Source organism: Microcoleus sp. LEGE 07076, assembly GCF_015207455.1.
GTDB lineage: Bacteria > Cyanobacteriota > Cyanobacteriia > Cyanobacteriales > Microcoleaceae > Microcoleus.
On sequence record NZ_JADEWV010000087.1, the window covers coordinates 1 to 25,820 of the forward strand.

Below are 25,820 nucleotides of genomic sequence, written 5' to 3' on the forward strand. Positions count from 1 at the left end.
GTTGAAGATAATCCCCAATTATAATTGGGGGGACTTGATACCGAAAAAACTTATATATAACTCTGCTTGAATATATCGATCACTCCTGTTCTTAGTTTGCGATCGATTATTCAGCAAACCCTAGTTAACCCCCAATGGTAGAAGGCAAATAGCGGTATCTGGCACGCCCAAGCAAATGCGATCGCACCTTCGCCAGAGTTGTTGTAGGTGAGCCTGTACGCTGCTCTCAATCCGTAGGAAGAATAGTAATAAGCTACCGGCAGTAACGAAACAATCAGCCAAAAGCCACTGCTTAAGGCAAACGCTCTTGCCCACGATGCAGGATGGGGGAGGAACTTCGGCCAGTTATTCATAGGTGAGACAATTGGACGGGATCTGAATATTGTCCCACTACACTGTCTCGGCTGGCAATTTGAAAGATCGCTCGCGTCAACCGATGTACCGGATGCTGAAGCTATTGTTAAGTTGAAGGATCTTTTGCTTGCTTGCGGTGACGCGGAATGGCTAGAAGAGCCAGAATGTGTATAATTCAACTGCGGGCAAGTTCGATCGTTCCGAATGCAAGTCTTTTGATTTTTAGGAAAACTTGGATTCCGAAAGATCGAACCTCAAAAAAACCTAACTTTGGCGATAGGCAATTACCGCATAAAACGGATCGCCAACTCCCATCCCCAGCATTTGCATAAAACTCGGCAAGTTAGACTGTTTAGTAACTACTTCCGGCTTACTAAATCCGGGTATATTCGCTCCTTTGACAGAATCAAAGTAACTCTCGACCAATTTTACCCGATCGCCCTCCGAACCTTCCCGCCAAGCAGCAATTGCTTTTTGATAAAACATCCGGTTGGAAAAGCTAAAAATCGCTACTCCACCCGGTTTCAAAATTCGGTGAACTTCGGCAAAAATTGCATCCGGGTGCTGCAAATACTGTACAGAAACGCAGTTGACAACCGCGTCAAATTCTGAATCTGCTAATGGCAATTGAGGATTTGCGTTCAAATTCTGCAGGAAATAATGATTCAGTCTGGGATTTTTTGCTAACTCCTCTTGATTCATGCCGTGGCCTTCGACATGAGCAAATTCCATTTCGTCGGGCAAGTGAGAAACCCAACTGCTCATCATATCAAAAATCCGAGTATGCGGTTTCAGCCGTTGCCGATACAAATCGGTTAATTGCTGAATAAAGCCCTCGTCTATGTGCGTCACAAACCGAGGAGAGGAGTAGAACAAGTTGTCGTCGGTGTCGTCTAACTTGGTGCGTTTGTCGGCGGGAAGCAGCATAAATTCCGATCGGAAACTAGATGTACTCTTTCTAGTTTAAGAACAATTAAGAATTGTAAACACTCTTCCCTGGACGGAGATCCGACACTGGGGGGTTGAGGGTGCGGACATCTTGAAAGCTGCACATCCTCTGCAGCGCCGCAGGCCCAGAGTGCGCCGGGAATCGGCAGGGGACTTGAGTCCCGGTTTTAGCATAGCTGTCGCCCTCAAAAAAATCTGCTTGCACTTGCTTGACATCTCTCAAAAAATATCTTACACTAATAGTACGAACACTAAGTAATAAACAGATGGTTCATACATCCACTGTCGATCGCACAAATCTAGCTCAGTGGCACGAGGTTCTCGCCCCTTACAGCCTCGGCTACCGGATCAAACTGCTGGGGCAGCTAGGGACTCGCAGGCTGCAAGAGGTACTCGAACCCTTTGGGTTGACCGCTTTTCACTGGCTGGTACTGTGCTGCTTGTGGCAAGAAGACGGTTTGCCAACTTCCAGCATTGGCGACAAACTGCAACAGGTAGGCGGGACGCTGACAGGAGTGATTGATCGCATGGAAGAAAGAGGCCTAGTCCGCCGGGAGAGAGACACGCGCGATCGCCGCATCTGGCGCATTTGGCTGACAGACGCTGGTACAGAACTGCAAGACGTACTGCCCCCGCTGGTAGCTCGAATGCGAGACCTAGCTGTCGAGGGCTTTTCACCAGCCGAGCGACAACTCTTTTCCCAAATGATCGATCGAGCAATTCTCAATCTTTCCTAAACCGACAAATCGCTCTTTCGACTGAAGCGCAGCAGCATTTACCTCAACTACATTATAAATAATAGCAAAATACTACGCACCCTTAAAAAAAGCCGTCTTACTAAATAAAAACTACGTACTCTAAACAAACGACATCTTACTAAAGTATCAGGAGTCAAATACCGTGAAAGGCACAAACGAAATCAACTCAGCAGAATTTAACGGCAACGGCAAAGGAGTCGCTGTATTAGAAAAGACGATCGGCGACACAGAAGTCAAAACAACACCTGTCGCCCCAGTCCCAGAAACAGAAGTCAGCGCCCCCGCCGAGATCAAAACTGGTGGAGAAACAGAAATCCAAGCACCCGTACCACCGTCGGAAACACCCAAGAAAAAGTCCAAGAAACCACTGATTTTCGCTGTATTGGGCATCGGGGCGATCGCAGCAGGCCACTTCGGCTACAATTACTGGCAATATAGCTCCATCCACGAAGAAACCGAAAATGCCACAGTTGCCGGACACATCCACCAAGTCAGCAGCCGCATCAACGGTACAGTCGGCGAAGTCTTAGTGCAAGACAACCAACAAGTCAAACCCGGACAACCGCTGATTAAACTCGACCCCCGCGACTACCAAGTCAAACTGCAACAATCCCAAGCAGCCTTAGAAAACGCCCGCCGCCAAGCCGAAGCAGCAATCGCCAATATTGCCCTCGCCTCTCAAACCAGCCAAGGCAAAACAGCCCAAGCCCAAGGAGATATCAGTACCGCCAATGCTGGCATTTCCACCGCCCAAGCAGCCATTAAAGAAGCCCAACAAGGCGTACCCGCCGCCGAAGCTGCAGTCGCCCAAGCCGAAGCCGGCGTACCCGCAGCAATTGCCAAAGTCACCCAAGCCGAAGCCGGAATTCCCCAAGCACAAGCCAAAGTGGCGGAAGCTGAAGCTGGAATTGCAGCGGCGCAAGCTCAGTTAGTGCAAGCGCAAGCTCAGCTAGTGAAAGCGCAAGCTGATTACAAACGTTACGAAAGCTTGCAAGAAGAAGGTGCGATCGCCAGCCAGCAACTAGACGCAGCCAAAGCCGCCTACGAAGTAGCAGCAGGCCAAACCACCGCAGCCCAACAAGGAATTGCCCAAGCTAGAGCGCGCTTAGCCCAAGCCAAGGAAGGCGTAACCGAAGCAAAAGCAGGAGTAGCCCAAGCTAGAGAAGGGGTAAAACAAGCTGAAGCTCAAGTCGCGCAAGCCAAAGTCGGTGTCGCCAGCGCTCAAGCTAAAGTCGCCGTAGCCCAAGAAGGTATCAGTACCGCCGAAGCGAAACTCGCTGCATCCCAGGGCGGATTGCAACAAGCTCAAGCTACGGGCGAGCAAACTAAAGTCAGCAGATCGCAGTATGATGCTGCTAAGGCTGCGATCGCCCAATCGGAAGCTGCGGTTAAAGACGCTCAACTGCAACTTTCCTACACGAATATCACCGCACCAGCCGCCGGACAAATCGGCCGCAAATCGGTTGAAGTCGGGCAGCGGGTGCAGCCGGGAACTCCGTTAATGGCGATCGTCAGCAACGATTTGTGGGTAATTGCCAACTTCAAAGAAACGCAACTAGCAAACATGAAACCCGGCCAAAAAGTAGAAATTAAATTAGATGCTTTTGGTGGCCGCAAATTTGAAGGTCATCTCGATAGTTTTTCCCCAGCTTCTGGCGCTCAATTCTCCTTATTGCCTCCCGACAATGCGACGGGAAACTTCACCAAAGTTGTGCAGCGGATTCCGGTGAAAGTTTTGTTTGATGCCGAAAGCGTTAAAGGCTACGAAACTCGGATCGCACCGGGGATGTCTGCTACGGTAAATGTTGAACTGAAATAGTCATTAGTCATCAGTAATTAGTTATTGGTGAAAAGCTACCAATAACCAATAACTAATAACTAATAACAACTATCAATCGAAGTGCGTCCAGGAATGAACTACAAACATCTGCGTTCATCAGCGTTAATCTGCCTGCATCAGCGGTGAAAAAATCTAAAACCCGAGGTTGCACCAATGGCTAGCATGAATGTAATGCAATAGCAGCAGAGCGATCGAGTTCCATTGAAAACCTGGAGCGGCGTCATGGGAACCATTCTCGGCGGTTTTATGGCGGTTTTGGATATTCAAATTACCAACGCTTATCTCAAAGAAATTCAAGCAGCTTTGGGCGCAACTTTAGAAGAAGGTTCTTGGATTTCCACCGCTTATTTAGTTGCCGAGATTGTGGTAATTCCGATGACAGGTTGGCTGGCGCAGGTGTTTTCATTTCGCCGATACATTTTGGTAAATGCCGCTCTGTTTACATTCTTTTCCATGTCCTGTGCTTGGGCGTGGGACTTGAATTCAATGATTATATTTCGGGCGCTGCAAGATGATGGGAAATATGGGAGGTTCGATCGGAATTGCAGCTTTGGTAACGCAGCGAGAGCAATTCCACTCGAATCGGTTGGGGGAATCTGTTTCATTATACAACCCCGCAACGCAGGAAAGAATCGATCGCATGACTCAGTTTTTTGTACGCGGCTCAGATTTGAGCGTGGCAAAAGAGCAGGCAATTAAAGCAATTGATAGTATTGTCCGCCGCGAAGCTTATGTAATGGCTTTTAACGATTGTTTTTACTTTGTGGGAATTGCTTTGTTGTTAAGCAGGATTGCGATTTTGGGTTTTAAAAAGGTGAAACCTGGTGCTGGTGCTGGAGGGGCTCATTAGAGCTTCGTGACTTTTTTCACAAAATCTTGCGAGAGCGAATTAGATGTTCTCGAAGATAATACGCCCTTGATGAAGCAGTCTCGACGATTGCATTAAGCAACACAAAACAAGATTCATGCATACTTCTTGGTAAAGGCCCAGTTCGATCGACCTGTAAAAAACCCTGAATTGCTCTCTCTAAGTAGAATGCAGTATTTACCCCTGAGAGCAAACGAGTTCCGCCCTCATCCTTTTGATGTTTCGAGAGGATGTGTACTCCTGATTCAAAGAAAATTGAGGGGAAATGATACATGAGTGAGGCTAACGCTTCAAACACGTCTGGATTCTTTCCAGCATTCGTGACAAACTCCAGTAGCAAGTCTTTTCCCAGCGCAATATCTTGAGTTTCATAATCAATTTTCTGCCAATCTATATCAGCTTTTAACATTCCGCGAATTAAGCCCCTGTACTCAGAGTCTTTGGCAGCAACCTCAATAGCTATCTTTTGTACCTCCCGCGATAATTCTTTCCATAGTTGCCAGTAAACTTCCTTCTCACCTTTTCTTTCAGCCTCTACAGCAACACATAAGACAAGATAATACACAAAACTGGGTGCTATTTTACAACCTATTCGTAACTGCTCAATATAGTCTTCAAATTTAGAGTCATGTAAGCAGAACAAATATTGAGAAAAACGCTTATTAAACTTTGATTCAACTTCATTATCTACTCTCGCTCTATCATCTCTATCAGATTGATTATTTCTCTCTTCTTGTTCAGCTTCAAAGAAAAGAGTTAGCATTTTCGACAACAATTTGATAAGGCTGGGTTCTCTTGAGCCATCTAGAATCATCAGGCAAGGGCTTAAAATATCCCATGAACTGTGCGATTGAAGAGTAATTTGCTCAATTTCAGTCAAAAGCTCGCCTCGTACAAATAGATCGCGAAATTCATCTTTTTTTGCTTGTAACTTAGCGACTTCAACCTCTTTGGCATCATCCTCTAGATAATACATCCTTAAAGACTGATTATCCTGATCCAGCTTAAAGTGAGCATACTCAAGCGATCCCATAATACATTTTTGAGCAAATTCAGGATCTCTTTGCCAGAGATGATTTCTAATACCCTCCGCTGCTCTTTGCCGAACATTATCGTTAATATGTGTTAATGCAATAGCGAGCAACTTTTTAACAATCAGTTTCTCATTCTCTTTAAAAGCAAAGTCAAATAAAATTGGAAGGACAGATGCCGCAGCCGCTGCACCATCATAATCTGTTGCATCTGCAAATGCAGTTGAATCGTCTGCATCTGCATTTGCTGTAACTGTTTGAATAATTAATTCAGCACACCACAATAAATTCTCTTCATTTAATTCACTTGAATTGTCTCGTACAAAAACTGCTGCTGCCGTTACAATGCCACTAAAGTGCATAGCTATATTATTTACCGTACCAGCCTGGATTTTTTCAAAAATATCTTTCGCGTCAGCAATAGCTTCACGCCATGTCGCGTAATATTCATTCTCTAGAGACTCGTATTCAAAAATTCTTTTTGCCCATAAATATAGCGTACAGAAGCGATTTTGCACTTGCATTATTTTTTGAATTTTCTGCTGAATATCCTTTAAGTCAGGTTCTAAGCCTTCAGGCTCGAAAATAATTCTATTGTTTTCTTTATCTTCGATAGGTTTCCAGCCACGACTGTCAATCCTATGCAACAGGAACCGCATCGTCTCATCCAGAGGTTCAGATGCACGGAGCACATCAATAGCAGCAAGCGCTTCATCTCTCCATTCTGAACACTGAAGGCGTACAACAAGTGTTTCTAAATCCTCCCTTCGCCACGGACGCAGTGCAGCAGTACGTCTCTCTTCCGAGTAAAGTTGAGATAGCGCATCTCTTTGAAAGCCAGAACGATGCCAATCAATTTCGTTGCCGACTTGCTCACGAACAATCCGACTCCGATCCATATGATATAGTTCGGGAGTTCGTAAAAGTGGCAGCGCAGATTTGCCAACTTTTTCAGGAAAACCCGTTGCTACAGAAGCCAAAACCGCTGTAGGCATGACAGAGTTGCTCTTTTGCAAAATATAGTCAAATAGCCACTCTAACTGGTCTGATTCAAAATACTCTATGTATACAACTAGCCAGTTCTCAAGCGCCATGAGAGCGGACTGCAACAGGTAAGGAACTACAGAATGTCCACGATATGCAGCCCACAAACGACCAGAGTAATGCTGCTGAATTTTTGTCCCATCATTTAACTGGATAGTCAATGGTTCAAACACCAGTTCTGACCAGTCTCGTTGTGTCGGTGAGTGGCGATTTGGTGCATCTAAGTCAGAGTAGGCATATTCTTCTGCTGCAATGTTAAGTAATTCTAAAATAAAGTCTAAGCCCTTTCTTGAGTGGAAACGTAAAAGGTGTTGAAATGGACCTTTAGCGCCACTGGCAGGGGAAAACTCATACCGATGTTGGCGGAGGCGAAAGTAATGATTTACACCTATAGTTTCTCTGTACTGGTATGTGTTACCTTCCCCAGACTTTTTAATTAACCATTCAGAGTGCGCCAGCTTGATTAGTGTGTCTGGATCGTATTTGCAAAAGAAAGCCGCTTCAATACCCTGAAAAGCCATTTCACAAAAATCTTCAACGTAGTGCGGTCGGCGCGATCGCTCATCAGTTTCATCCACAAAAACATCAGCTTCTAAAAGTTCTAAAAACTCTTTGTGTATTACCGGAATGGTTTTTATGATGATGCTAAGTAGTTTTTTCCTATCACCATCATCTCTATACGATTCTTTAAGAGGAGCTAATAGGTGAAGGGCTAATAATCCTGCTTCACGGGCTGGTACTGGTAAATCCTCACTTAGGTTCAGTAGAGAAGACCAATCATTCAAGACTGCTGTTATATGTGGGGTTAAACCCTCTAACAAAGAATCTCTTTTTTCAAACAGAAAGCAAATCATGGCTTTCCAGCCTTGACCATATGGCTTAAGAAGCAAAGCATCAACTAAAGCCTTTTCATCATTTTCTTTTATTTGGGAAGTTAATGTTTGATCCGGCGTTTGACAGGCGATTCGGAGAATGAAGCAGAAACGTTTAAAAAGTTCCCCATTCTCTAAAAAAAGTTGCTCCTTTAACAGCCTGAGAAAATCATCTGGGTTATCACCTTGAAGTACCGCAGCGATAGTTTCATCTTGCCAGTATCTCTGGATATCTTGACTACTAACAACAGAGCGCACAAAGTTATCAACGTTCTCGCCGTACCTCAATTTTTGGTGCAGCCACAAGCGAAACGCACGGTTCATTGCAGGTTCATGACCTATTGCATCAAGAAAACTCTGTGTGTTGTTGGAGTATTTCCGATAAGCATCCTCAATGTATCGATCGAGTGCCCAATCCTCTAGAACGTCGTGTGCTGGGCTAACGAGACTATTCTTGGAATCGCGACGAACTAAATTATCCTCTTCTAGCTTGAGTACAACATCGCCATCAAACTGATTCTCTGGAACTCCATAAACCATTTGCTTAGCCCGACTGACTGCAATGTCGATAAACGCTTGCTTCCGCTTAGGTGGCATCCCGTTTGCTCGGACTTGTTCTTTTGCAATCACATCTCGCCAGACTGCGTTGCGAAACTCCTTTTCACCATCTTCAGGCGTAAACTCTGTTCCAGTTTGAAGAACTCTATATGCTAAATCCGCAAAAAATGGAGATTTCAGCAACAGCTTCAAAGTTGGATTATCAGAAAGTTTTTGTAAAGGTTGAAGTTGTTCGCATAAATTTTCAACTTGGTCATTACTGAAGCCACTCAATGTAAGCGTCGTAAAGTTAATTCCAAGAGGCTGAAGATGATTAAAAGCTATTAGTTGATATGCATAGTCACGACCAGTAGCAATCACAGTCCAACCTTGTTGGTTTTTCAATAAATGAAGTAAATCTGTGAATGCTGTGGTTTTTTCTAACTCAAGAAGCTTTTCTAACGATTCGATAACCAAGTATTTTTTTGGCATCAAAGCGAAACCTGCTTCTAAATCGCGAAGCGAACCTCTTAAGCCCATTGCTGAAAACACGTTATCGAGGTGGGTTCGATCTAAATCCTCTGTGCGTAAACAGAAGATAGGAGCACGTTTGCCTATATAGTCTGAAAATTCTCGTATTAGGCTAGACTTTCCTGCCCCGCGTTCGCCAGACACAAAAAGGAAATTGGAGGTTTCAGTTAAGCTGAGTAATTGAGCAAATGCGTCTGACTGCTTAATGTGAATTCCACCAATAGTAGTTCTTATGCCACTTAAAATGTAATTCCCATGTTCTTTTAGCTTACTGACATCCGATGACCAACTAGAAGAATTAACGGTACTAAAAGCAGTCCGAATGTCTTCCGGCAAACTTTCTAAAGTGAGTGTTCCTGCGTTCTGGTTAGTAGTTTGAACCGCATCAATAACTCTCGTCCATAAGAATGGCGCAGCTTCATTTGAATACTGGGCTATTAGGGAGTGAAGCAAGGACAATGTGCTCCCTGATTCTGTATCCAAATCGTAGCCAATAATATGAAAAACTTTTAAGAATTTCCATATTTGCCTGTCAGGAACATCAGTTGTGCCATTTGCATTCTTCAAATGCGTTTTGAATGCTTCTAGCTTTTTTCTTTTTGCATCGCTACTAAAATTAGGAGTATTGATTTTGGTGAAAAATTCTTTCTCATCCTCGGAATGTCTTGCCCATTCCAAAATAGGTCGCACATCGTTTATGTCAGTTGCACTCAAAGGACCTGTAATAAGAGCAATGGCATCGGTGCTAGAGTCAAAACTTTCGTCACTGAAATCATTCCAGGTACTTTGAATTACTTCAGCGAAAGTTGCATCTCCTGCCGTGATGCTAATGTCATGTTTTATTTGAGCCAGCAGCTTTGCTCTTTTCTCTGTTTCTGGCTGTTTGGAGAATACAATGAAATCATCGGTGTTAAAGCCAGCGTAACGCCCTTGTAGTTTGATCTTAGTGATTGGGAAAGGGGGTAAGCAGGGCCCAAGCCTACCTGACAACATAAGAACAGTGAAGGCTGCTTGAACCCGCGTTTCAAAATTTTGTCCACCACCCCCTGTAGAAAAAGGGTTACTTTGCTGCTTTGCTGATTCAGTCATTTATCTTCCGTGTTCCAGTCTTCTTCCGCTTGACTTCTTTATCTTAGCTTTTCACCCCATCGATCGCCCACAGATATATCACCCCAAAGCAAACTCTGTATACTGCCGCACGTGAGGCGCATGATATGCCAGCACAATGTCTTGCTTCGGCACTCCCTTTGCTACTAACCAATCCGCAATTGCGTCTTCGGTTCCATCATGTTGCACCCAAATTTTCCCATCTATAATATCGATATGCAGCACGCAGCCATAGATTCGGGTGCTGCTGTTCTTCCAACCTAAATGTACGAGTTGATAGCGATCTTCCTCGCGATCGAAAATTGTTTGACTTTTAACCGGATCGCTGGGAGAACGTAACTTAGCTCTTTCTGATAGTGATTCCTGAATTAATTGACGATACCAACTTAACTTATCCATTGAGCCACCTCCTGTTTTTCTATGTCATAAACTAATAACGGAATTTGGTTGCGACGAATTACGGTTTGAATGAAGGTATACTTGAAGAACCGCTTGTAAATATCTAATGGAACTGCCAAGTACAATAACCTGTCTGCATCCTCTTCCTCCAGAGCAATGCGATAATTAATAAATTGTCCGATCGCAGTATGAAAATCCGAAATAGTTGAGGCTCCCAAGAAAGTCTTGATTTCAACCGCAATTTTCTCACCATCTCTCGTCGCTCCAATTAGCCGTTCTGCACCTAAATCGATATAAAAATCAACAAATCCTAAATCAATATGATACGGATCGTGAGTAATTGTCCACCCCTGTTGCTGAAGAGCATTTATAACAATCTCATGAAACTTATCTTTTGCTGGCATTGCAGGAAATTCATTATCAGGTTGGAAGTCTTTGCTTATATTTTACTCTGTATTACGACGATCGCCCTTACAATTTTGAGGGCTTTGGCGATGATATTGCTGTGCGATACCATCGGAATCTGGCGGTACTTGAGGGCGATAGGATCGATTTTGCGGTGGGCTTCGGGAGGAACTGGACGTATTCCATGACACTACCGGACTCACGCTGACGATCGCGCAGAGTGCACATTAACTAGGAATTTAATTATTTGCCGTTAAGGGCGATCGCCCTTGCCATATCATCCCTGTATCCGTGCCATCCCTGTCGTGCTGTTGTCTTCTTTTCCCTCTTTTGCGCTTGCGGGCGATCGAACTTTTTTAGGCAAAGTCACTTAACTGTTTCCTCCACCTCAACTCATCATAATATCACAATTATTAAAAATTTTATTGCCAAGAAAACCACTTTATGGTAAACTAGCAGATTGTGAATATTAATCTAAAGTAAAGTAACAAGCCTGGAGAAATCTAAATGACACAGCAAACCCTGCACGGAACCAGCCGCAAAAGAAAAAGAACATCCGGTTTTCGCGCCAGAATGCGTACCGTAAACGGTCGATTGGTAATCAAAGCCCGCCGCAGCAAAGGTCGCCACCGCCTCGCAGTCTAGCACCGCAGCCTTGGTTGAGAAGCCTCAACGATCGCCCTATACCATGTTGCCTCCTACAAACCGACTCAAGCACCGAAAAGACTTCAGCGCCGTCTACCGCAAGGGAATGCGCCGCAACTCCGCTCATTTGAGCTTGAGAGCTCTGCACAAACCCAAAAGCGTCGAATTGAGCAAGCCGACAGCCGAGAAATCGGTGCCGCCCACTCGTACAGGCATTTCTATCAGCCTCAAGGTGAGCAAGCGCGCTGTAGTCCGCAACCGGATTAAGCGCCAGATTCGGGCAGCTTTGCGAGAGCTATTGCCCAGATTAAAATTCGGGTGGGATTTAGTAATTGTCGTGCGTCCGATCGCACAAGAGTGCAATTATGCAGAAATTCTGCAAGAATTAGAGCAGTTGTTGGTAGAAGCCGAGGTACTAGATGGGAATTCGAGAGGAAGTATATTATGAAGGCGGCCCCGCGCCTGCAGACTTGATTATCAACTTGCTCCTAGGACTGACTGTCGTGGGAATCCCCCTGGCAGTAGGAGCAATTGTTCGGGCTCTGTGGCTGCGCTACCGGATCACCAGTCGCCGCGTCTCCGTAACTAGCGGTTGGATGGGACGCGAGCGCACAGACGTTATCTACTCAGATATAGTCAAAATCGTCACCGTACCTCGCGGTTTCGGGAGTTACGGAGACATGGTGCTGACAATGAAAAATGGCAGCCGCTTAGAATTGCGCTCGATTCCGAAGTTCCGAGCCATGTATGACTACATTAACGAAAAACTGCCTGCTGCAGCTCAAAAAGCCAACGCAGCTCAAAGCTAAATAACCGCAACGCTTTCACCCGGATTTGAAGCTCAAATCAGTCGATTGAAGAATTGAAGAATTGACGAGGAAGGATGAATCTGGAATCTCGAACAAAAGTCTAAAATTTGGGGCGGCTGACGACAGAAGTCGGGCGCTTGTGTCCGCTTTTTATGCGAAATCAGTGCGAATATTGGTCAATTCATTGCAAAAACCCGCAGGCGCGGCGGTCGATCGACAGGCAATGTCCTAAGATAGAGACAAAAGCCGAAAAGTTGAGGCAGCCCGCATTCAGTGGGTGCAAATAGTTCTCAACAGCAAACAAAGAGCAGCTAAATTAACGAACAAGCGAATGGATTTTGGTATCTCGTTTCTCTCCAACAACCTCATGCTGCCGATCCTGGATTTTTTCTACGGGATCGTGCCAAGCTACGGTTTAGCGATCGTAGCTCTGACGCTGGTGATTCGCTTTGCTCTTTATCCTCTCAACGCAGGCTCTCTTCGCAATATGCGACGCATGAAAGTAGCGCAGCCGTTGATGAAAGAGCGAGTCGATCAAATTCAAAAACTCTATAAAGACAATCCTGCCAAACAGCAGGAGGAAATGAGCAAGGTATACAAAGAATTTGGCAATCCTCTAGCAGGATGTTTTCCGTTGGTGCTGCAAATGCCAGTGCTGTTTGCACTGTTTGCAACGCTCAGGGGTTCGCCGTTTTCTGACATAAATTACAGCGTCAACGTTCAAGTTGTGCCAAAAGAACAAATCGAAACAGTTCAACCGCAAGCTTTTGCTACGCCGCCCCAAAATATTTACTTCACAGGTACTTTTCATGCTCCAATTGTGGGCGTGATTCCAGGCGGCGAAAAACTCGCAGTAGGCGATACAACCAAAATTAATTTTCAAACCCCACAGGGCAAAGCTCTGGAAGCCATAGCGACAGAAAATAAAAGCGAAATAGACTTTGAACCCCGTTGGAAAGTTATCAAAGGCGAAGAATTCGTCAAGGTAGACGAACAGGGCAAGCTCGTGGGTTTAGCGCCCGGTGAAGCCACTGTTCAAGGCACGATCCCCGGATTGGCAGCAAACAAAGGATTCTTGTTTATTGAAGCTCTAGGCCGCGTTGGCGCGATCGACTCAGATGGTACGCTCCACTGGGATATTTTGGTGATGATCCTGGGCTTCGGCATCAGTTTGTACATCAACCAAACCCTTTCGGGACAAGCACAAGGGCCAAACGACAACCCCCAACAGGCTACAGTAAACAAACTGACGCCAGTCATATTTTCGGGGATGTTTTTGTTCTTCCCGCTGCCGGCTGGTGTATTGATGTATATGCTGATTGCTAACATCTTCCAAACAGTTCAATCGTTTATTTTGTCCAGAGAACCGCTGCCGGAAAATCTGCAAAAAATTGTGCAGGAAGCAGAGGCGAAAACCCAAAAAGAACAGGGATTAGATGCACTTCCCTTTGAACCCAAGCGTTCTAAGAAAAAGGCTTGACTTTAACAATGAAAGAATCTCAAATGCAGCGCGGACAGCAATGGTTAGAAGAACTCCTAAAACTGTCCGAAATTCCCTCAAAAGTGGTATGCGAACAACAAAAAGATTGCTATTGGATGACAATAGATCAAAGCAATCTGACTCCAGAACAAGTTGCCATATTAGTCGGATCTGACGGTGATGTACTAGATGCGATTCAGTACCTGTGCAACGCGGTGGCCAACATAGGTAACGAGTCAGATGAGTCCATGCCTTATACAGTTGAACTCGATGGCTATCGCAGCCGCCGCCAAGAGGAATTGCGCTCGATGGCTGAGTATGCAGCAGATCAAGCGCGATCGACAGGATCGGAAATTGAACTAAAATCTTTGTCTTCGGCAGAACGCCGTCAAGTCCACGGCTTTTTGAGCGAATGTGAGGATCTAGAAACTTACAGTCAAGGACATGAACCCGATCGGCGTTTGGTAGTCCGTCGGCGCTGATCGGGCCCAAAAATGTCCCAGATTTAAGTCGTGGAGATCCTAAAATTTTAGACTTTTGTTCAAGCTTCTAGATTCAATGCTGCAAGTCAAATCTAAAATCTAAAATCGACTCGGCGTTTGGTAGTGCGTCGGGGCTGACGGTAAAAAAGGAAAAAGGAAAAAGCCAAAAATCAGCTATTCCTTTTGACTTTTGACTATTGCTTTAAGATCAAAAGCATAAAACGGCGAAAAATGATTATGGAGACAATTTATATCCCTCATCTACTCACAAAATCCGAGCGGAAAGAGGTTATTGATTTTGAAGAATTTATTCCTGATTTAGAAACTCTCACTCCCGTGCGGGGACGGTTGCAAGTTACTCACCAAGGTAATTATCTGGAAGTGAAGGCAAAAGCAGAAACAATTGTTACCTTAACCTGCCACAGATGCTTGAAACAATACAATCATCGTTTGAAACTCCAATCAGCAGAAATAATTTGGCTGGAAGAAAAACTTGAACGGCAAGATTTAAGTTCAGGAGAATTTGAAGTTGATTTAGAAGATTTGGTGGAAAATTTGTCGCCCACAGGCGATTTCTCTCCGAGTGACTGGGTGTACCAGCAAATGTGTTTGGAACTGCCGCACAAACAGCTATGCGATACTGAATGTCCGGGAATAGATTTAAATGATGATGCAGAGACAGAAAGCTCAAAAACATTATCTGACAGTCGCTGGGCATCTCTGGCAGCGCTTAAGCAGCAATTGCCTTAGTCATTAGTTATTAGTCATTAGCTAATGAAGTATTTTAGTTTTCCTTTTTTTACGCGCGAGTGCGATCCGGACGATCGCACTCAAACAAAAAATATTTTTACTGTCCGAAACAAATGCTTTCATAGCTAACCACTAACTAACTGTGGAATAACGAGGGCAAAAAAAATAACAGCAGCTAGCCATCAATGACTAATGAGATCGTACCCGGTCGATTACAATAACAAAAACGGTTCGTAGTGTGGACTTTAGTTCGCATTATTTTGCATTCAAAAGTCCACACAACTCCAATTTTAGATAGGTCAATCTACCGAACAGGATATGACTAATAACTAATGACTAATGACTAATGACTAATAACTAATAACTAATAACTAATAACTAATAACTAATGACTATTTTTAGCGACGAGTTTGAACTGCTACTACGATCGCGCTACCCCCTAATTTATATTCCCACACGGGAAGAAGAGCGCGTAGAAGCGACGCTCGCCCAATGCGCCAAAAAACAGGGCAATCGGGCCGTCTACATCTGGGATTTTGTTGACGGCTACCAAGGCAATCCCAACGATGTCGGTTTTGGCAAGCGCAACCCGCTGCAAGCTTTAGAATTTCTCGAAAAATTGCCGACATCGGCGCCGGCTATCTTTATTTTGCGAGACTTTCAGCGGTTTTTGGAAGATGTTTCAATTTCTCGCAAGTTGCGGAATTTGGCGAGACTCCTCAAATCTGTACCGAAAAATATTGTTATTGTATCTCCGATAACTTCGATCCCGGAAGACCTCAGCGAAGTAATCACGGTTTTGGAGTTTCCCCTGCCTGCTGCTGCGGACATCAAAATTGAGGTGGAAAGATTGTTAGGGGCTACCGGACAAGCCATAGAAGGGCGTTTGCTAGACGAAACGGTGCGCTCCTGTCAAGGTCTGTCGATCGAACGAATCCGGCGAGTTTTGGCAAAGGCGATCGCCACCAGAGGCGAACTGCATCCCGACGACGCGGAACTGATTTTAGAAGAAAAGCGCCAAACCATCCGCCAAACTCAAATTCTGGATTTTTACCCAGCCCGCGAAAATATCTCTGATATCGGCGGTTTGGACAATCTCAAAGAATGGCTGCTGCGGCGCGGCGGTGCTTTTTCCGAACGAGCCCGCCAATACGGTTTGCCGCATCCCAGAGGCTTGTTGTTAGTCGGAATTCAAGGAACAGGCAAATCCTTAACTGCAAAGGCGATCGCCCACCACTGGCATTTACCCTTGCTGCGATTGGATGTCGGGCGCTTATTTGCCGGGTTAGTCGGCGAATCGGAATCGCGCACCAGACAAATGATTCAGCTAGCTGAAGCCTTGGCACCTTGCGTACTGTGGATTGACGAGATTGACAAAGGTTTTGCAGGATTGGACGGTAAAGGCGATTCCGGGACAACCAGCCGCGTGTTTGGGACTTTTATTACTTGGCTGGCCGAAAAAACTTCACCGGTTTTTGTAGTCGCCACAGCCAACAACATCCAGTCTTTGCCGCCGGAAATGCTCAGAAAAGGCAGGTTTGACGAAATATTTTTTGTGGGTTTGCCCAGTCAGGAGGAGCGGCGGGCGATTTTTGAGGTACATTTGTTGCGGTTGCGATCGCACAGCATCAAAAATTATGATTTAGAGCGCTTGGCTTACGAAACTCCCGATTTTTCAGGAGCTGAAATCGAGCAAACTTTAATTGAAGCAATGCACATTGGGTTTAGTCAAAATCGAGATTTTACCACAGATGATATTTTAGAATCAGCTAGTCAGATGGTTCCCTTAGCCAAAACGGCTCAAGAACAAATCCAATTTTTGCAAAATTGGGCGGCTGCTGGGAAAGCTCGCCTTGCTTCTAGATACGGCAGTTTGAGCCTCCGGATTCAAGGGTAAGCTTTTGAAGTCAGCAGTCAGTTGGTAGGGGCGGTGTCCCCGTGCCCGCCGTGACAGTAGTCAACTCTCAACTCTCAACAGCCAACAGTCAACTCTCAACAGTCAACCGTCAACAATGAACAGTGTATATAGCGTTTTCAAGTTTTTAGTGGGTTTTCTGCTAGCGATCGTCCTGATGGCAGGCGCTAGCGTGGCGGCTGCACTTTACTTTGCCGCTAAGCTAACTACTGTACCCGAAAAACCTGTTTTTTCTAACGACAAAACAGTAGTTCAGACGGCAGGCGCCAGCCCGAAGTCAACAGCCCAGGCTAGCCCAGTTTCCATATCTAGCGATGACCCCTCTCCGAAACCGCTGGAACCGGGAGCTTACCGAGCTGTAGTAACTCAGCCGATCGGCTTAATTCTCCGGGACAGCGGTAGCCGAGACTCGAACCGCATTGGCGGTGTTGGTTACAAGGAAAAAATCGTGGTTTTGGAAGATTCTCCCGACAAAGAGTGGCAGCGAATTCGGATTGAGGATGGCGATGCCGAAGGTTGGGTAAAGGGCGGCAATACCGAAAAAGTTGAGGGTGAATAACTTATCTCGCATCTGGCACTGTATTTTTCGGGCGGGGGGGAACACCCCAGAACAATTTCATCAAACTTGACTGTAAAATTTAGATGCGCCTGGGCTTAGAACTCAGACCAAAAATATACTCATCTCATTTTGAGGGCAGCGAACCATCCTAGGGTACAGGTTGTTCGCTAACGCCGCGTTTTTTCCTGTCTCTTGTCTCAAATAGTTACATACACATTGATAATAAGAAGTCAAGTTAAATTTATTTGCACTATTTAGGATAGCAATCTCAGACGCTGAAACTGTGAGTGCGATCGCCCCTACAAACTCCTGAATTTGACATCAAATCCCAGCAGCAAAAAGGTTTCTCCACCAAAAACCGCACAGAGCAACTAGCAAATTTATTAGTAAAAATTATCTAATTAATCAGAATATGTTAAGAAACTTAGCAAAATTTTAAGCTTAGTTGCAAAACTGAGGGCTGAGTCACCGCAGCAGGAGCAAGAGTGCTAGCTTTGATCCCAAGAAGTAACTTTTCAGCTTAACAGCTACCAAAAGTAAAAAAATATGTACGACAAACGTCCCGATCGAGATTTGGCGAGTGCTGCTGTAACTGCGGCATTAGGAGCTGGAGTTGTTACCTCTTTTGCCGTCAGCAGAGGACAAAACCCGCTAGTAGCTTTGGCAATTACTGTTTTTGCAGCGGGAGTAGCTTTGATTTGCGATCGGTTCGGCTTAATTTAACCGCCAACCACTGATTTTTTAACAAACAACTTGACCGTAATTCCAGCAGGAGCGGGTTTCCCAAAAATAATCGCCAAAAACCAATAACTTGGTAAACCCGCACCTTGGCCCGGATAGTACGATCGATCGACCAAACAGGATATCCTTCCTAAATTAGATGGGGTACCGCGTCAGGAATCGATCGTGGCATGAGGAATAGACTAACTTGTGTTAACAATGCAGGGACTAGCTTTATTATCGAAGCAAAATAATGATATTACCGCCAATGCTCGATCGGTCAGGGGCGGTCAAGTTACGACGGTGAATGTACCGAATATCTTTGTTGGTTTTTCAGCCGTTACACGCGAACAAGCTAGAAGTAGTTTAGGATTAACTGATGCTGAATTTGCTGATTTACAAGTCAATCCTACTTCTTTAATTACCGCTAGCGACATCGCCGCTATTTCGCAACAGGCTGGTCCAGATTTGCCAGGGGCGAAAGTTTAGTAGTTCGGGTGTGAATGTGGCACAAGGATTGGTAGAATTACCCCAAAATGTTGTCGATTCAACGACTTTAATTGCCGCCAATCCCTGCATAAAAAGCCAAGAGAATGAGTTGAGTCTTACTGGTAAAGGAGGAGTACCGCCCTCTCCTAATGATGTGATCAGCAGCGATTCTAGCCAGTTTAATTGGGTGGAACTGAGATGTTGCACCATAGTCAAGAACAGGCTGTCCGGCCTGTTCGGTCAAAGAGTGAATTTCTTGTGGGATGGGCCGGAAAGCCCGTCCGTAAAAGGCTTCCACACGAATGGTGCAACATCTCAGGTGGAACCGAGTGCACTGAGGAGTTCGACAACGAATGCGGTAACGGATTTAGTGGAGAGATTGCCGGCGGGTGGCACGGGCGATGGGTTTGTGCGCGGGTATTCTTCAACAGAAGTCTTCCCCGCTGGAGGTTGGGTGATGCACGATCGAGGCCAAGTAATGCTTGTAGGGTACAATCCAACGGCTCAAGTTCCGCAGCGATTGAGGCCAGCTTTGCCTGTTTGCAGGTCGCGCTCAAATGCGGTCGATCGCCTAAAACACCGCATTTCGTTCATGTTTGTTGTTTCAATTCTTAGTAAAGTGGTTGCAGTTGACTGGTGACTGGTGACTGTTGAGGGCGTTGACTGGTGACGGGCGGGTCGAAAAACTCAATGGTTGACTGTTGACGGCGTTGACTCGATTGTATTATTCGGATGCAAGCGGAAACCATATTACTTGCCGATGCGATCGAACTTAGAATGGAACAGGAGGAAGCGAATACTTCTTTAGCGCAGTTTTTTACGGTTAATTAAGTGACACTGCGACGGCTAAAGGCGCGGGGATTGTTGATTCACACAATTGATACCAAATCCGAGTTTGCTATCCCTTTATCTTGTAACTCTTCTCTTTCCTTTTCTGTTGGCGCTTTTGGCGTCTTCCCGGTTAAATCATCAAGGGGTTATGTTACCCGGATTTGAGATGATTTGCCGATCGAGAATTGCTTCGACATCAGTAGCAGTCATTTCTTCCCAAGCGATCGAGCGCAAGTTTTACCCTGTTTGCCAGGAACTTTCTGCTTGCAGTTTTCGTATAGTAGAATTGGGAAATTGCAAACCGCGATCGATCTGCAACGGACTGTCGGCAGTGCTGTTGAATTCGTCGCAAAACTGGAATTGTTTAGCTAAGATGGTACTATATTTTTCGAGGTTAAATTTCTTGACTTTTTCGCGCTCCGTCCACAGGCTAAGTGCTTTGTTGCGGCTGAACTATACTGTCTTTATTGCTTCACCGACAGCATTAAATTATTCTCGCTTTCGGCAGGCAATAAACTTGAAAAACCAGCATGAATTCGACCTCCGACACGATATTTGTATGCTAGAAGTTGTGAAGTAAAAGCACTGGAGATTTTACAAAGATTTACAGACTAACAATCTCTGCCTTTGTTCTATCGGTTAAACTTGACCTTGAAAAAAGCCGTCCTTCTAGAACGATTTTAAACCCAGTTTTCTGATAAAATTATGGACTCCCTAGCCTACCTCGAACTTGCCCTGGTTTCGGAAGCACCAGCTTCACCTCAAATTTTGGCCGGCCTAAAATTCCGGCACTTATCGAGCCATACTTACATCCGGTTGCTGTCTCTGGCTTTGATGCTGTCGGTTTTGAGCGCGGCTGGTTCGGCATTAGCTCAAATAGATCCGGGAAATCCTAATGTGCGATCGGTTCAAGATAGGTTGCGGGATCTGGGATATTTCAACAGAAGTTCCACTGGTCAACTCGGCCCTGTTACTAAACGAGCTCTGACAGACTTTCAGCGAGATTACGGGCTGTCGCTGACTGGAAGACCCGATCGAGCTACTGCGCTCGCCCTCAACAGTTTAGCCGGTGACGATCGACCTTTTCAAACTATTTATACAAACTACACCGAGCTGCGTTATGGAGACACGGGCGCAGATGTTTCGGATCTCCAGCGCAGGTTGCGGCAGCTAGGCTACTTCAGCGCGCATCCCACAGGGAATTTTAGCCAAGTTACTCTCAATGCGGTGAGATATTTCCAGCGAATTAATCGGCTGCGGGTGACAGGAGTTGCAGACAGGCAAACTTTAGCTTTGCTGTTTGGCTCCATCGGGCCGACTCCCCCCGCTAGCGGTGGGGGGAATATTTCCGGAAATGGGGGTTGCAAGGGGCTGCGGTTCGGGGACAGAGGCGCGACGGTAGATTTGATCCAGCGGCAGTTAAAAGCTTTGGGCTATTTTGAAGGCGACATAGACGGCAAGTTTCGCGAACGCACTCTCTATGCTGTGACTCGTTTTCAGCAAGATTACAATCTGGTTTCTGACGGCTGCGCTGACACTGCTACTTTGGTGGCGATAGATGCCCAGATGAGAGCAGCTCAAACTACTTTATATCCTGGGGAAAATTACGAGCAGAGTAATGCCGGAGATTTTCTGGAGTTAGGCGCTACAGGTCGAGATGTTGAACTTGTGCAGCGGCGGCTGCAAGAATTGGGTTATTACAGGAGCCAGATTCACGGTTGGTTCGATCGACCAACTCAGATAGCTTTGATCCGATTTCAGAAAGATTGCGGGATGTTCGGGACTGGAAGGGTCGATCGCAGCACTCGATCGGCTTTGCGGCACGCTAACACTCAGGTAGCAGCCCCTGTTGTGCAAGTCGTCGCGGGTCTGCGGCGGGGTAATGCTCGGCAGTAGTATCCGACAGCTTCTGTCTCGGTTCGAGAGTCTGGGCAAAAACCCGGCCCCTTTGTATTTCCACCCGAGACGGAAGCCGGCGGTACTCTCGTTTCCGCAAAAAACTAGGCTTCGGCGCAAGTGCGATCGCAGTTGCGCCGAAGCCTAGTTTTTGTTAATAGTTGTAACAATCTGTACTTAAAATGCGAAAATAGTGTAGTTTTACTCGATTGAATCCAAGGCGTTGCTGGTGTTCTGGGCGATCGACTTCGGACAAGACCAATTGCTCGAAACCAAAGACGGCCATCCCATCCGCAAAGCTTCGTGGCAAACCGTATGAATAGTTAGCTGGCAGTCTAGCAAGTGCAATCCAGACTTTTCTGCTTGTTTCATGCCAATTTTCAAAATCGAATCATTGTTAAACTCGATCGTTCTGTTGCACTGAACGCAGACTAAGTGGTGGTGGTGGTGCGGATAAGGCTGGTTTATTTCATAATGTTTGTGACCTTCTGCTAGTTCCAGTTCCCGGAGGAGGCTCATCCTTGCCATTAACTTTAAAGTTCGGTAAATGGTAGACAAGCTAATGTTTTCTCCGCGATTTTTCAACAAAGTGTACAAATCCTCGGCACTCAGGTGATTGCCTTTGGGGAGGTTCTGAAACACGTGCAAGATGGTTTCCCGTTGGGGAGTCATCCGCCAGCCTTTGTCATTGAGTTCGGATTTAAATGAAGACGCGGTATAAAGTGCCATAGTGACCCTCTCAAGAAAGTCTGCCTATTGACAATCATACACAACGATCTAGATATTTTGCAAATATGTGAGCTTATTGAAAGAAGGTTGAGGAACAAATTTAGTTTTTGATATTTTTCGATTGCAAACAGGCCACAAAGCCCTAGACAGAGGACAGGGAAAGTTTAGAAGTATAAATCATAACTTCTGCCTTCTGCTTTCTGCCTTCTGCCTTTTATCTAGATCCAGAAACCGACAGTAAATGCACGCCCACTAATTTAACCTAGAGACTCCAGATAATCGCGTACTCGGTTGCGGCGCTTGGGTTGGCGGAGTTTTTGCAAAGCTTTGGCTTCAATTTGGCGGACTCGCTCGCGGGACAAGTCCAGAGCGCGACCGATTTCTGCCAGCGAGTAGGGGTGTCCGTCGCCCAAACCAAAGCGCATCAAAATTACATCCCGTTCGCGGCTGGTCAAATCTGCCAACAATTGCTGTAAGTCACGGTGCAGAGCTTCTCGCATCAGCATTTCTTCTGGGGAGATGCTGTCGGTTTCGAGCAAGTCGCCCAATTCTGTATCTTTTTCGTTGCCTACTTTAGTTTCCAGAGAAACAGAGCGCGGGACTCGCAGCAAAACTTCTCGGACTTGGGAACTCGTCATCTCCAGCTCGATGGCGATATCTTCGATCGTCGCTGTCCGACCTTTTTCTTGAGAAATTTTGCGCTGGGCTTTCTTGATTTTGTTAAGTTTTTCGGTGATGTGGACGGGGAGGCGGATGGTGCGGCTTTGAGTAGCTATCGCCCGCGTAATTCCCTGCCGAATCCACCAGTAGGCATAGGTACTAAACCGATAGCCCCGCATCGGGTCGAACTTTTCGACCGCTCGTTCGAGTCCCAGGGTACCTTCTTGTATTAAATCTAGCAATTCTAAACCGCGATTTTGATATTTTTTTGCCACCGAAACCACCAGGCGCAGGTTCGCCTTAATCATGTGGTCTTTCGCTTCGATGCCTTCAGTTTGAATTCTTTCGATCGCCTCCACTGTAGTCTCTGCTAATTCTGCCCACTGGCGCTTGCCTTCAGACATAATTCGCTTTAGTTCTGGCACGTCGCCTACACCTGCTGTTGATGCCCAACGTTCCAGCGAAGGTTTGTGTCCCAACTGTGCAGACAGGCGATCGCGCACCTCGATTAAATGCACGAACCGCCCTATTAGGCCTTCTTCCTGGGACGCGACAGTATTACGCAATTCCAGCAGTTTGATATAGCGCTGAACTTTTTGAGCTTCTGAGACTTCTTCGTCTCTACCCAAAAGACGAACTCGACCAATTTCTTGTAAGTACAGGCGCACTAAATCTGTCGTGCGGCGGCTGGCATTTTTTGGCAATTTGGATGCTGTCTCTGCATCTTCAGCCTCTGCAGCGCGTTGGTCTATGAGTTCGTCCCCTGCTTCTTCAGCATCTTCATCCAACACATCTACATTTTGCAAGGGATTTACTCGCAGTTGTTCGTCGAATTCAGCTTCAGCATAAAAAGAGGTGGCTGGCATAGTGATTTTCTCAGTTGCTCCGGGTGAAAAGATGCTACGCTTAGCGGTTATTTATAATTATGATGCCCAGCTTGTTAAGCAGAAGCATCACCGCTTTTTGTTTTTTTACTAACTTTTATGACTTTTTTGCTGTTCCAGAGATCGAACTTCGGCTGTCCCACTTCTTTTAGCAAGATTCAGGAAAACGCTAAGAACTTTCTGATGTAACAGGTTGAAGGCCCGAAAAGTCGGTTGTACTTCTTTGTTTGTATAGCTAGTATAGATAATTACTGGCTAAAAACAAGTGATGTTCGTCAGAAGTTAAGTTAATCTTCATCACCAATAACCTGGTTCCTGATCACTTCGGAAAATTACCGACTTTTTTAATAAAACTTTATATAACTCGGCCCTCTTGATTGAATTCCCGCAGTTGGCGGAATTTGAATCCGTTACAGGTTATGAGCTTCCGAGTTTTTCCCCTCCGCGTTACCGAGTTAGTCGCTGACACAAAAACCGGGTTTCTCGATAAAAATCACGGATTTCAACCCAGAAAGTTGAGCAAAAAACCCAGTCCAGCGATATTTTGGGCGTAATACCAAATCCCGGTAACATACCCCCTTTATGGTAGTAGGGTGCGTTCCCTTGGCTATTTGCCATCGGCAGTATTTGTTTGTGGCTTTGCACCTTACGCAGTCATGGATGATCAAGGGGTTTTCTTCCCCGGATTTAGTATAAGTTGGGAGTTTGATGGGGCGACAAGCCAATATTTTTTTTTGCTGTTTGCTGCAGCTTGCGGGTTAACCGATACTTTTTCGCATCAGCATCAGAAACCGGATTTTTGCACTCACCCACACAGAAAGCGCAGGTTTTTGATTGCTGTTGCCCGGTTATGGTATTACAGTCGTACTGGAGGCACGCGTGGCCATCACCTTGATTTTTTAACCAAAATACTTGATTGAAACCCTCAATCAGAGTCAAAAAAAAATCGGTTTCTTTTTCGGCGAGTACCCAAGTCCTAAGCTGTCGCACAAATAAACATTGCATATTGGCGGGCCCACTCGCGTGCCCACCCCACAATAGTTTTATTGTTTTTTAGATAAAATTCAAATGCCGCAACAGCTTATCTGATTGAGAAAGGTGTTCTGGGCTTGACGTAACGCAAACTAAGATTGCTAGCGCGGGTAAAGTTTCATCAGTTCCCTCACTTGTTCGGCATGATAGGAACTGCGAGTTAAAGGAGAAGCGACAACTTGCAAAAATCCCAAAGATTCGCCAAACTCTCTCCAAGCATCAAACTGTTCCGGAGGCACAAAGTTTTCCACATTCAAGTGCTTTTGAGTCGGTTGCAGGTACTGTCCAACTGTCAAAATATCGCAGCCAACAGCCCGCAAGTCCTGCATCGCCTCCCGAATTTCGGCATCTGTTTCTCCCAGTCCCACCATGATTCCGGATTTGGTGTAAACCCCCGGTGCTAGTTGGCGGCTTCGTTGCAACAGTTCGAGGGTGCGATCGTACTTTCCTTGCGGCCGCACCTTGCGGTAAAGTCGCTTTACGGTTTCGGTATTGTGGTTGAGTACCTCGGGGCGGGCTGCGAGAATAATTTCTAAAGCTTGCCAGTTGCCGCACAAGTCGGGAATCAAAACTTCTATAGTTGTATCGGGCATTGTCGATCGTACAGCTTGAATGCACTCGACAAACACAGATGCCCCCCCATCCGGCAAATCATCGCGGTTAACAGAAGTAATCACAACGTGATTGAGTTTGAGCCGCTGCACCGCCTGCGCCAATCTTTGGGGTTCCGTCGGATCTAAAGCTTGGGGCTTTTTCTCAAAATCGATATCGCAGTAAGGACAGGCGCGGGTACAAGCCGGCCCCATAATCAAAAATGTAGCAGTACCTGCGTTGAAGCATTCGCCGATGTTCGGACACGAAGCCTCTTCGCAAACCGTATTCAGGGATAAATCCCGCAAAATTTCTTTGACGTTGCCGACGCGCTCCCACTGGGGGGCTTTAACTCGCAACCACTGGGGCTTTACTGTCACGTCTGTCTCCGCCTGAGTAGTGTTTTACAAATCATTATATACGAGCTTAGTCAATTTTGAATTGAATGTGATATTGTAAAAATACAGTGACTAATTTCGGGATGTAGCGCAGCTTGGTAGCGCACCTCGTTCGGGACGAGGGGGTCGCAGGTTCAAATCCTGTCATCCCGATTGACTTTAACTCTTCACGGGTAAAGGGTTTCAGATTTATTACTCTCTAGGATATTCCACTTTCCGCTCATCTTTAGCTCAGTCCGACTCTTCTAAGTAGCTG

Annotated in this window: 23 protein-coding genes, 1 tRNA gene and 2 pseudogenes; 17 read left to right on the top strand and 9 right to left on the bottom strand. The window is 45.8% G+C overall.

The window, feature by feature from the left end; all coding sequences use genetic code 11:
- Nucleotides 1-110: 110 nt before the first annotated feature.
- Nucleotides 111-353, bottom strand: a complete 243-nt coding sequence (locus tag IQ270_RS15765; RefSeq protein WP_193974113.1) for a hypothetical protein — start codon at nt 351-353, stop codon at nt 111-113.
- Between the two features lie 265 nt (nt 354-618).
- Nucleotides 619-1,281: a class I SAM-dependent methyltransferase gene (locus IQ270_RS15770; protein WP_193974114.1), complete on the bottom strand. Its 663-nt coding sequence runs from the start codon at nt 1,279-1,281 to the stop codon at nt 619-621.
- 287 nt (nt 1,282-1,568) lie between these two features.
- Here IQ270_RS15770 and IQ270_RS15775 point away from each other — a divergent pair, with 287 nt between their 5' ends.
- The 4 genes from IQ270_RS15775 to IQ270_RS31135 all read left to right on the top strand — a co-directional run bounded on the left by IQ270_RS15775 (nt 1,569) and on the right by IQ270_RS31135 (nt 4,750).
- Nucleotides 1,569-2,039 (top strand): MarR family winged helix-turn-helix transcriptional regulator, encoded by a 471-nt coding sequence (locus IQ270_RS15775; protein WP_193974115.1) that lies wholly within the window; start codon nt 1,569-1,571, stop codon nt 2,037-2,039.
- A 163-nt stretch (nt 2,040-2,202) separates the two neighbouring features.
- Nucleotides 2,203-3,879 (top strand): HlyD family secretion protein, encoded by a 1,677-nt coding sequence (locus tag IQ270_RS32130; RefSeq protein WP_193974116.1) that lies wholly within the window; start codon nt 2,203-2,205, stop codon nt 3,877-3,879.
- 243 nt (nt 3,880-4,122) lie between these two features.
- Nucleotides 4,123-4,599: an MFS transporter gene (locus IQ270_RS15785; RefSeq protein ID WP_228056413.1), complete on the top strand. Its 477-nt coding sequence runs from the start codon at nt 4,123-4,125 to the stop codon at nt 4,597-4,599.
- Entirely contained in the window at nt 4,577-4,750 is a 174-nt protein-coding gene (locus IQ270_RS31135) for a hypothetical protein (RefSeq protein ID WP_228056414.1), read from the top strand. Before IQ270_RS15785 ends, IQ270_RS31135 begins: the two co-directional genes overlap by 23 nt.
- Nucleotides 4,751-4,766: 16 nt before the next feature.
- On the opposite strand, the gene IQ270_RS15790 is transcribed toward IQ270_RS31135, so the two are convergent.
- From IQ270_RS15790 to IQ270_RS15800, 3 genes are all read right to left on the bottom strand, one after another.
- The gene (locus IQ270_RS15790) at nt 4,767-9,872 is read right to left on the bottom strand and encodes an ATP-binding protein (protein WP_193974117.1); all 5,106 of its coding nucleotides are present in this window, start codon (nt 9,870-9,872) and stop codon (nt 4,767-4,769) included.
- Nucleotides 9,873-9,950: 78 nt separating this feature from the next.
- On the bottom strand, nt 9,951-10,289 hold the full coding sequence (locus tag IQ270_RS15795; protein WP_193974118.1) for a XisI protein: 339 nt from the start codon (nt 10,287-10,289) through the stop codon (nt 9,951-9,953).
- The gene (locus IQ270_RS15800) at nt 10,277-10,693 is read right to left on the bottom strand and encodes a XisH family protein (protein ID WP_193974119.1); all 417 of its coding nucleotides are present in this window, start codon (nt 10,691-10,693) and stop codon (nt 10,277-10,279) included. Before IQ270_RS15800 ends, IQ270_RS15795 begins: the two co-directional genes overlap by 13 nt.
- A gap of 508 nt (nt 10,694-11,201) precedes the next feature.
- On the opposite strand from IQ270_RS15800, the gene rpmH reads away from it, so the two are divergent.
- The 12 genes and pseudogenes from rpmH (at nt 11,202) to IQ270_RS15860 (ending at nt 21,270) form a co-directional block, all read left to right on the top strand.
- Nucleotides 11,202-11,339, top strand: coding sequence for a 50S ribosomal protein L34 (rpmH, locus tag IQ270_RS15805; protein ID WP_193974120.1), 138 nt, complete (start codon nt 11,202-11,204; stop codon nt 11,337-11,339).
- Between the two features lie 43 nt (nt 11,340-11,382).
- A complete protein-coding gene (gene rnpA / locus IQ270_RS15810; RefSeq protein ID WP_193974121.1) occupies nt 11,383-11,787 on the top strand; it encodes a ribonuclease P protein component in 405 nt (134 codons plus the stop codon).
- Nucleotides 11,759-12,148 (top strand): PH domain-containing protein, encoded by a 390-nt coding sequence (locus tag IQ270_RS15815; protein ID WP_193974122.1) that lies wholly within the window; start codon nt 11,759-11,761, stop codon nt 12,146-12,148. Before rnpA ends, IQ270_RS15815 begins: the two co-directional genes overlap by 29 nt.
- Before the next feature lie 331 nt (nt 12,149-12,479).
- Nucleotides 12,480-13,628 (top strand): membrane protein insertase YidC, encoded by a 1,149-nt coding sequence (yidC, locus tag IQ270_RS15820; RefSeq protein WP_193974123.1) that lies wholly within the window; start codon nt 12,480-12,482, stop codon nt 13,626-13,628.
- Between the two features lie 8 nt (nt 13,629-13,636).
- Nucleotides 13,637-14,110: a R3H domain-containing nucleic acid-binding protein gene (locus IQ270_RS15825; RefSeq protein ID WP_193974124.1), complete on the top strand. Its 474-nt coding sequence runs from the start codon at nt 13,637-13,639 to the stop codon at nt 14,108-14,110.
- A 237-nt stretch (nt 14,111-14,347) separates the two neighbouring features.
- Nucleotides 14,348-14,860, top strand: a complete 513-nt coding sequence (locus tag IQ270_RS15830) for a DUF177 domain-containing protein (RefSeq protein WP_193974125.1) — start codon at nt 14,348-14,350, stop codon at nt 14,858-14,860.
- A gap of 388 nt (nt 14,861-15,248) precedes the next feature.
- Complete coding sequence (locus IQ270_RS15835; RefSeq protein ID WP_193974126.1) at nt 15,249-16,757, top strand: AAA family ATPase; 1,509 nt, start codon at nt 15,249-15,251, stop codon at nt 16,755-16,757.
- A gap of 115 nt (nt 16,758-16,872) precedes the next feature.
- A complete protein-coding gene (locus IQ270_RS15840; RefSeq protein ID WP_193974127.1) occupies nt 16,873-17,334 on the top strand; it encodes an SH3 domain-containing protein in 462 nt (153 codons plus the stop codon).
- Nucleotides 17,335-17,880: 546 nt separating this feature from the next.
- Nucleotides 17,881-18,057 carry a hypothetical protein gene (locus IQ270_RS15845; RefSeq protein ID WP_193974128.1) on the top strand — a complete coding sequence of 59 codons (177 nt, stop codon included), beginning with the start codon at nt 17,881-17,883 and terminating at the stop codon, nt 18,055-18,057.
- A gap of 243 nt (nt 18,058-18,300) precedes the next feature.
- Nucleotides 18,301-18,736 (top strand): annotated as a pseudogene (locus IQ270_RS15850) (filamentous hemagglutinin); the annotation flags it as partial.
- A gap of 786 nt (nt 18,737-19,522) precedes the next feature.
- Nucleotides 19,523-19,954, top strand: coding sequence for a hypothetical protein (locus tag IQ270_RS15855; RefSeq protein ID WP_193974129.1), 432 nt, complete (start codon nt 19,523-19,525; stop codon nt 19,952-19,954).
- A gap of 125 nt (nt 19,955-20,079) precedes the next feature.
- Nucleotides 20,080-21,270, top strand: a complete 1,191-nt coding sequence (locus IQ270_RS15860; protein WP_193974130.1) for a peptidoglycan-binding protein — start codon at nt 20,080-20,082, stop codon at nt 21,268-21,270.
- A 201-nt stretch (nt 21,271-21,471) separates the two neighbouring features.
- Here the strand turns inward: IQ270_RS15860 and IQ270_RS15865 are convergent, their stop codons facing one another.
- From IQ270_RS15865 to lipA, 4 genes and pseudogenes are all read right to left on the bottom strand, one after another.
- Nucleotides 21,472-21,999 carry a transcriptional repressor gene (locus IQ270_RS15865; protein WP_193974131.1) on the bottom strand — a complete coding sequence of 176 codons (528 nt, stop codon included), beginning with the start codon at nt 21,997-21,999 and terminating at the stop codon, nt 21,472-21,474.
- Nucleotides 22,000-22,256: 257 nt separating this feature from the next.
- The gene (sigC, locus tag IQ270_RS15870) at nt 22,257-23,525 is read right to left on the bottom strand and encodes an RNA polymerase sigma factor SigC (protein ID WP_193974132.1); all 1,269 of its coding nucleotides are present in this window, start codon (nt 23,523-23,525) and stop codon (nt 22,257-22,259) included.
- A 705-nt stretch (nt 23,526-24,230) separates the two neighbouring features.
- Nucleotides 24,231-24,548, bottom strand: coding sequence for a hypothetical protein (locus IQ270_RS15875; RefSeq protein WP_193974133.1), 318 nt, complete (start codon nt 24,546-24,548; stop codon nt 24,231-24,233).
- A 128-nt stretch (nt 24,549-24,676) separates the two neighbouring features.
- Nucleotides 24,677-25,552 (bottom strand): annotated as a pseudogene (lipA, locus tag IQ270_RS15880) (lipoyl synthase); the annotation flags it as partial.
- Between the two features lie 91 nt (nt 25,553-25,643).
- On the opposite strand from lipA, the gene IQ270_RS15885 reads away from it, so the two are divergent.
- Nucleotides 25,644-25,717 (top strand) — tRNA-Pro (locus tag IQ270_RS15885).
- Nucleotides 25,718-25,820: the final 103 nt, after the last annotated feature.